Raw genomic sequence first — 6817 nt, forward strand, 5'->3', positions numbered from 1 at the left:
CGGCAGGGCGGCCACCCCGCTCGCCGACGCCAGCATCAGTTCGATGCCCTGCGCCGCCGCCCACAGGAAGGGCGCGCCCAGGCCCAGCGGCTCCAGCGGGGCGCCCAGGGCCAACGCCGGCATGATCAGGAAGTCCGACAAGGGCGCGGTCGCCAGATTGGCGGCCAGGCCGTAGAGCGCCGTCCGGTTGAAATGCTGCATGGCGAAGGGCCCGGTGGCCGCGCCGGCGACCAGACTGGCCAGGACCGCCGCCCCAATCCAGGCGCCGGCCTTCTGGACCGCCAGGATCGGCCAGGGTGCGGAGATTTCGCGCGGCCGCCGCGGCCAGGCCTCGACCAGCGCCACCAGGGCCGCGGTCGCCGCGAAGGACATCTGGAAGCCCGGGGTGACGATGGCTTCCGGCTGCAGCAGCAGGACGGCGAAGGCCGCCACCGCCAGGGCGTGCATGGTGATCGCCTGCCGATCCAGCAGGATGGCCAGGAAGGCGATCGAGGCGGTGATCGCGGCCCGCTCGGCCGGCGGCGGGGATCCCGACACCACCAGGTAGACCCCGACCGCCAGCAAGCCGGCCCAGGCGGCGATCTTCTTGCCCGGCGCCCGCAGCGCCAGCCAGGGCCAGCACGCTACCAGGAGCCGGACCAGGAAGAAGGCGAACCCGCCGACCACCGCCATGTGCAGGCCCGAGATCGACAGGATGTGCGCCAAGCCGGAATCGCGCATCACGTCGACCTGGGCCGGGTCCAACCACGCCTCGTGGCCCGTCGTCATGGCCGCCGCCACCCCGCCGGCCCGCTCGCCCTGGCGCGCCACGATGCGCTTGGCCAGTTCGAACCGGGCGTCGTTGATGGCCATCACCGCCCTCAATCTCCAGGGTGGCGGATCCAGCCGGGCGGGGCGCGTCTCTCCGAGCGCGAAGGCCACCCCGCCCATTCGCTGGAAGAAGGCGTTGCGGCCGAAATCGTAGGCCCCGGGCGCCGCCGGGGCGGGCGGCGGATTCAGGATCGCGAACAGCCGGACGGGTTCGCCGGGTTCAGGAATGCGGCCGCGGACCGTGGCGCGCAGACGCACTGGCGTGTCCTGAGGAGCCAGGCCCCGGATGCGGACCGGGGCCAGGATCACACGGGGCCCGCCGCGCCCGGACCGTCGACATCGACCACCCAACCTTCGATCACAGTGGGCTCGGCGAGCGCCGGCGCGATCGGCGCAGCTACCGCTCGCGTGCGCACGGCGGCCCCCGCCAGCCCCAGGGCGAAGCAGGCGATCATCAGCAACCCCAGGCTCCAACGCCCGACGCGCGCCCAGGCGCCGCGCCGCCAGCCAAGCCGCCGACGAGATCACGGCCGTGATGGTCAGCGGCCACACCGACGGCTCGGCCTTCAGGGCGAAATAGACCGCGCAGCCGCCGCCGAGGGCCACCGGCGCCCACAACCGCCAGCGCAAGCTCTGGGCGAAGATCTGATCGGCCAGAAACGCACCGGTCCGATCCCGCATGCTGGGCTTTGCGGCGTCGGGCGGTATAAGGGCGGCCCGACCGGACACGCCTGATATGACCTCCCCTTCCACCGTCGTCACCCGCTTCGCCCCCTCGCCCACCGGCTATCTGCACATAGGGGGCGCGCGGACCGCGCTTTTCAACTTTTTGTTTGCGCGTCGGCACAACGGGAAGTTTCTCGTCCGGGTCGAGGACACCGACCGCGAACGGTCCACCGACGCCGCCGTCAAGGCCATCTTCGACGGCCTGAGCTGGCTGGAGCTGTTCGCCGACGAAGAGCCCGTGTTCCAGTTCTCGCGCGCCGAGCGCCACCGCGAAGTGGCGGACCAGCTGCTGGAGACCGGCCACGCCTACCGCGACTTCCTGTCCGCTGAAGAGACCGGCGCCCTGCGCGACGCCGCCCGCGCGGCCGGCCAGCCGTTCGAATCCCCCTGGCGGGATCGTGAACCAACCGTCGACGACCTCTCCAAGCCGCACACCGTCCGCTTCCGCCGCCCCCTGCAGGCCCCTGTGGTGGTCGAGGACGCCGTCCAAGGGACCGTGCGCTGGGAAACCTCCGCCCTGGACGACCTGGTCATCCTGCGCTCGGACGGCGCTCCGACCTACAATCTCGCGGTGGTGGTGGACGACCACGACATGGGCGTGACGCACGTCATCCGCGGCGACGACCACCTGAACAACGCCGCCCGCCAGGCCCTGATCTACGACGCCCTGGGCTGGGACCGTCCGACCTTCGCCCACATTCCCCTGATCCACGGGCCCGACGGGGCCAAGCTCAGCAAGCGGCACGGCGCCCAGGCCGTCCACGAGTACGCCGAGATGGGCTATCTGCCCGAGGCCATGCGCAACTACCTGGCCCGCCTGGGTTGGGCGCACGGCGACGACGAGCTGTTCTCGGACGCCCAGGCGCGGGAGTGGTTCGGGTTGGACGGCGTCGGCAAGGCGCCGGCGCGGCTGGATTTCGACAAGCTGGCCCACGTCAACGCCCATTGGATCCGCCTGGCCGAGGACGACCGGCTGGCCAAGTTGTCGCTGGACGTCCACCTGGCCCGCGGCCACGCCCTGGGACCCGACGACGAGGCCCGCCTGCTGCGCGCCATGCCGTTCGTGAAGGACCGCGCCAAGACCGTGCTGGAGCTGGCCGATCAGACCGCCTTCGTCCTGAAGACCCGCCCCCTGGCCATCGACGAAAAGGGCCGCGGTCTGCTGTCCGGCGAATCTGGCGAGCGGATCGGACGGCTGCGCGACCGCCTGAACCTGTTCGCCAGTTGGGACGTCTTCGCCCTGGAGGCCGAGCTCAAGGCCTTCGCGGAAGAAGAAGCGGTGGGCTTCGGCAAGATCGGCCCCGCGGTCCGCGCGGCCCTGACCGGCGGCGGCGCATCGCCGGACATCGCGAAAACGTTGGCGGCCTTGGGGCGGGAAGAAAGCCTCGGGCGCTTGGATGATGCGCTGCAACAGACTAAGTGACGTTCACAAACGAAACGCGGTCCGCCGCCTCCCCGCGCGAGGCCGCCGCATGACAAGGGGCTGACATGACAGAACAAGCCAAACCCGCCGGAACGGCCACCCTCAACTATGCCGGCAAGTCGGTGGATCTGCCCGTGCTGGCCGGCTCCACCGGCCCCGACGTCATCGACATCCGCAAGCTGTACGGCGCGACCGACGCCTTCACCTACGATCCGGGCTTCACCTCGACGGCGGCTTGCGAAAGCGCTCTGACCTTCATCGACGGCGACAAGGGCGTCCTGCTGCATCGCGGCTATCCGATCGATCAGCTGGCGTCGAAGTCCAACTTCATCGAAGTCTGCCACCTGCTGCTGCACGGCGAACTGCCGACCGCCTCGCAGTACGAGGAATTCGAACGCAACGTCACCATGCACACCATGCTGCATGCCCAGTTCGACCGCTTCTTCGAAGGCTTCCGCCGAGACGCCCACCCGATGTCGATCATGGTCGGCACCGTCGGCGCCCTTTCGGCCTTCTACCACGACAGCCTGGACATCCATGATCCGGTGCAGCGCAACATCTCGGCCATCCGGCTGATCGCCAAGATGCCGACGATCGCCGCCCGGGCGTTCAAGTATCATGTCGGCCAGCCGTTCATCTCGCCGCGCAACGACCTGAACTACGCCGAGAATTTCCTGCGCATGTGTTTCGCCGTGCCGGCGGAGGACTACGTCGTCAATCCGGTCCTGGCGCGCGCCATGGACCGGATTTTCATTCTGCACGCCGATCACGAGCAGAACGCCTCGACCTCGACCGTCCGCCTGGCCGGTTCGTCAGGCGCCAACCCGTTCGCCTGCATCGCCGCCGGCATCGCCTGCCTGTGGGGCCCGTCGCACGGCGGCGCCAACGAGGAGGCGCTGAACATGCTCAAGGAGATCGGCACGCCGGAGCGCATCCCCGAGTTCATCGAGGGCGTGAAGGCCAAGAAATACAAGCTCATGGGCTTCGGCCACCGGGTCTACAAGAACTACGATCCGCGCGCCAAGGTCATGCAGGAGAGCGCCTATGAGGTGCTGGAGGCGGTCGGCGATCCGAACGACCCGCTGCTGCAGGTGGCCCGCGAACTGGAGCGCGTGGCGCTGAACGACGAATATTTCATCGAACGCAAGCTGTTCCCGAACGTCGACTTCTATTCGGGCATCACCCTGTCGGCGATGGGGTTCCCGACCTCGATGTTCACCGTCCTGTTCGCCCTGGCCCGCACCGTCGGCTGGATCGCCCAATGGCAGGAGATGATGGCCGACCCGGGCCAGAAGATCGGCCGCCCGCGCCAGCTGTACACCGGTCCGACCGAGCGCGACTACGTGCCGATCCAGAACCGCGGCTGACGCTCGGAAGGAAGGTCGACTCCATACCCCGGCGGCTCATCGGCCGTCGGGGTTTTTGTTGTCGAAGCCCTAGAGGCCGGCCGCCCCGCCGACGAGGGTGATCCGCGGGGGCGCGCCGGGCGCCAGCTCGGTGACGTCGGGCGTCTCGCCTCTCCATATGGTGAGGGCGCCGGCCTCCGGCCGCCAGCCGAAGACCCGCTCTCCCTCGTCGCGGAACAACAGCACGCCGCCGTCCACCGCATGTCGCGAGCCGCTCATGTCGAGGGCGAATCCGAACGGCGCCGCGGAGGGCTCCTCGGGAAGGCCTCGGCCCGCCGCCTGATGGCGGATCAGCGAGGCCTCTCCGTCGATGCGGAGACCGGCCCGCCGAAGGGCGGCGGCGGCGAACTCGATCAGCGAGGCCGGCGGGACGGCCCGCTGGAAACACCCTTCGTCCCTCCAGTCGAGATCCGGGACCGCGGGCGGCGGCTCGAGCGGGGCGAGCCGGACCGGCCGGATCGAGGGCGTGTCGTCGAAGCTTTGGCGAGCCGGGTCCATGACCCAACCTTACAGGCCTGTAACTCATCGCCGCAAGTCGGTCACAATCTCGGCGGTCTCTCAGTCCCGAGCGTGGATCCAACCCGTGACGGACAGACGCGGCGTCCGGGCCAGCCGCGTCACCATGGAGACCGCGTGGGTCTGCGGGACCGAGAAGATGTTCAGGGCGTTGAAGGCCGGCACATAGCCCTCCGCCACATGCCCGTCCTCGTCGAGGAACATCAGGACGCCGCCCCAGTCCGCACGCCAGTCAGGCGTGAGATTGAGCACATAGGCGTAGAGCCGTCGCTCCAGCGGGTTTTCGTCGCCGTGGGCGGTGAGGAAATGTCCGGGCAGGTAGCGGGTCGCCATAACGTCGGCGAAGGCCGGTCGCTGATCTCCGGTCAGCTGGGCGACGAAGGTGAGAAACGCCGGCCCGTTTATGAAGTCGTGCACCGCCCGCATCGGCGCAGCCACCGTCCGGCCCGCCTTGAGCTCAGCCGAGATCCGCACCGTGTCGAACATGTACTGGAGACTGTCGTCGCTGGAATCGACGAGCCCCCGTTCGAACCGCTCTCGCTCCCCGGCGGGCAGGGCCTCCAGGTCCCGGACGCTGATGTCCAGATCCTCGCCCTTGGTCACGTGGATCGACCGGGTCCAGTCGTCGGCGTCCGCCACCGCGCCGTACAAACGGGTCGCGGACGGGGGGTCGAGGAAGCCCGGGACGTGGAGACGCCCATGCCGCTCGAAGACGGGCCTGTAGGCGGCCGGTCGAAGCCTCGGGTTGAGGCGAAGTTGGAGCGGACCGGTCACGAAACAGCCTCTGATAGCGGGCTGCACAAAGGCGACGGCGGGACCCGCGCCGCAAGTTAAAGTTTGGAAATCTGCCGCTTCGCCGCGGCCTTCCGGACGATGACCTGCAAGACCGCGTCCGCGGCCAGTTGCGACGGATCTTTCGAGCGATCGCCCAAGCGGTCCAGCGCCGCCGTCTGGCGAGCGGCCTGGCCCGCGCGGACCGTCCGGACACGATTCGCAGGCTGTCCGGACACGTCTTTCGTTGCCGAGGTCGAGGGCGTTCTCTTCCCTCGGCCTTCATGACCCAGCCCACCGCCCCCTCCCGATCCCACGACCTCCTGGACACCCTGAAAACCGTCGCCGTCGCCCTGGCCGCCGCTCTCGCGGTCCGGGTGCTGCTGTTCCAGCCCTACACCATCCCCTCCGCCTCGATGGAGCCGAACCTGCTGGTCGGCGACTATGTGGTGATCTCCAAGTTCGATTACGGCTGGAGCCGCTGGTCGCTGCCGTTCGGCGCGCCGCTCTTCAAGGGCCAGGTGTTCGCCCGTCCGGCCGCCCGCGGGGACATCGTAGTGTTCAAGAAGCCCGGAGAGGAGGCCGAGGCCGTGATCAAGCGGGTGATCGGCCTGCCCGGCGACCGCATCCAGATCTCCGGGGGCGTGGTTTCGGTCAACGGCAGGGCGGTGGTCCGGACGCTGACGGCTCCGAACGCCGTCGACCCGGAGAGCGGCCTGCCGGTCGCCCGTTTCGACGAAACGCTGGCCGGGCGCCGCCACGCCGTCTTCGACCAGGGCCCAGGGCGGCCCGGCGACGACACCGAGACTTATCGGGTTCCGGCCGGCCGCTACTTCGTGATGGGCGACAACCGCGACAACTCGGCCGACAGCCGCTGGCCCCAGGGCGTGGGCATGGGCTTCGTCCCGGCCGAAAACCTGGTCGGCAGGGCGCGCTTCATCGTCGCCTCCTGGCGGCCTGGCGCATCGTTGTTCAAACCGTGGACGTGGCTCAGCCTGCGCGGCGGCCGGATGTTCACCGGCCTCGGCTGAACTCCGCCCGGGTGACCCGGCCGTCGCCGTCGGCGTCCAGACCGCCGAATTCGGCCAGGCTCACCGAACCGTCGCCGTCGGCGTCCAGGGTTCCGAACCGATCCGGCGCCCCGGCGATGGACGGCGCCGCGGCG

The 6817-nt window shown here is 69.6% G+C and carries 8 protein-coding genes; 3 read left to right on the top strand and 5 right to left on the bottom strand.

The annotated features are described in order from the left end of the window. Both AC2W7C_RS11675 and AC2W7C_RS11680 read right to left on the bottom strand, forming a co-directional pair. The coding region (locus tag AC2W7C_RS11675) for a ComEC/Rec2 family competence protein (protein ID WP_486001588.1) at nt 1-1068 on the bottom strand (1068 nt) is incomplete at its 3' end. A gap of 47 nt (nt 1069-1115) precedes the next feature. Further along, complete coding sequence (locus tag AC2W7C_RS11680) at nt 1116-1271, bottom strand: hypothetical protein (protein ID WP_486001589.1); 156 nt, start codon at nt 1269-1271, stop codon at nt 1116-1118. Between the two features lie 275 nt (nt 1272-1546). Between AC2W7C_RS11680 and gltX the strand changes: the two genes are divergently transcribed. Both gltX and gltA read left to right on the top strand, forming a co-directional pair. Next, a complete protein-coding gene (gene gltX, locus AC2W7C_RS11685; protein ID WP_486001590.1) occupies nt 1547-2959 on the top strand; it encodes a glutamate--tRNA ligase in 1413 nt (470 codons plus the stop codon). A 65-nt stretch (nt 2960-3024) separates the two neighbouring features. Further along, nucleotides 3025-4326 carry a citrate synthase gene (gene gltA / locus AC2W7C_RS11690; RefSeq protein WP_486001591.1) on the top strand — a complete coding sequence of 434 codons (1302 nt, stop codon included), beginning with the start codon at nt 3025-3027 and terminating at the stop codon, nt 4324-4326. A 69-nt stretch (nt 4327-4395) separates the two neighbouring features. On the opposite strand, the gene AC2W7C_RS11695 is transcribed toward gltA, so the two are convergent. Together AC2W7C_RS11695 and AC2W7C_RS11700 are read right to left on the bottom strand one after the other, a co-directional pair. Next, on the bottom strand, nt 4396-4863 hold the full coding sequence (locus AC2W7C_RS11695; RefSeq protein ID WP_486001592.1) for a hypothetical protein: 468 nt from the start codon (nt 4861-4863) through the stop codon (nt 4396-4398). A 60-nt stretch (nt 4864-4923) separates the two neighbouring features. After that, nucleotides 4924-5520, bottom strand: coding sequence for a 2OG-Fe(II) oxygenase (locus AC2W7C_RS11700; protein ID WP_486001593.1), 597 nt, complete (start codon nt 5518-5520; stop codon nt 4924-4926). A 416-nt stretch (nt 5521-5936) separates the two neighbouring features. Between AC2W7C_RS11700 and lepB the strand changes: the two genes are divergently transcribed. Next, nucleotides 5937-6683, top strand: coding sequence for a signal peptidase I (lepB, locus tag AC2W7C_RS11705; protein WP_486001594.1), 747 nt, complete (start codon nt 5937-5939; stop codon nt 6681-6683). Here the strand turns inward: lepB and AC2W7C_RS11710 are convergent. Then, nucleotides 6667-6801: a hypothetical protein gene (locus tag AC2W7C_RS11710; protein ID WP_486001595.1), complete on the bottom strand. Its 135-nt coding sequence runs from the start codon at nt 6799-6801 to the stop codon at nt 6667-6669. The genes lepB and AC2W7C_RS11710 overlap by 17 nt on opposite strands. Nucleotides 6802-6817 lie beyond the last annotated feature (16 nt).

It is taken from the genome of Brevundimonas sp. CURTG3B2_SDJG, from assembly GCF_057364705.1.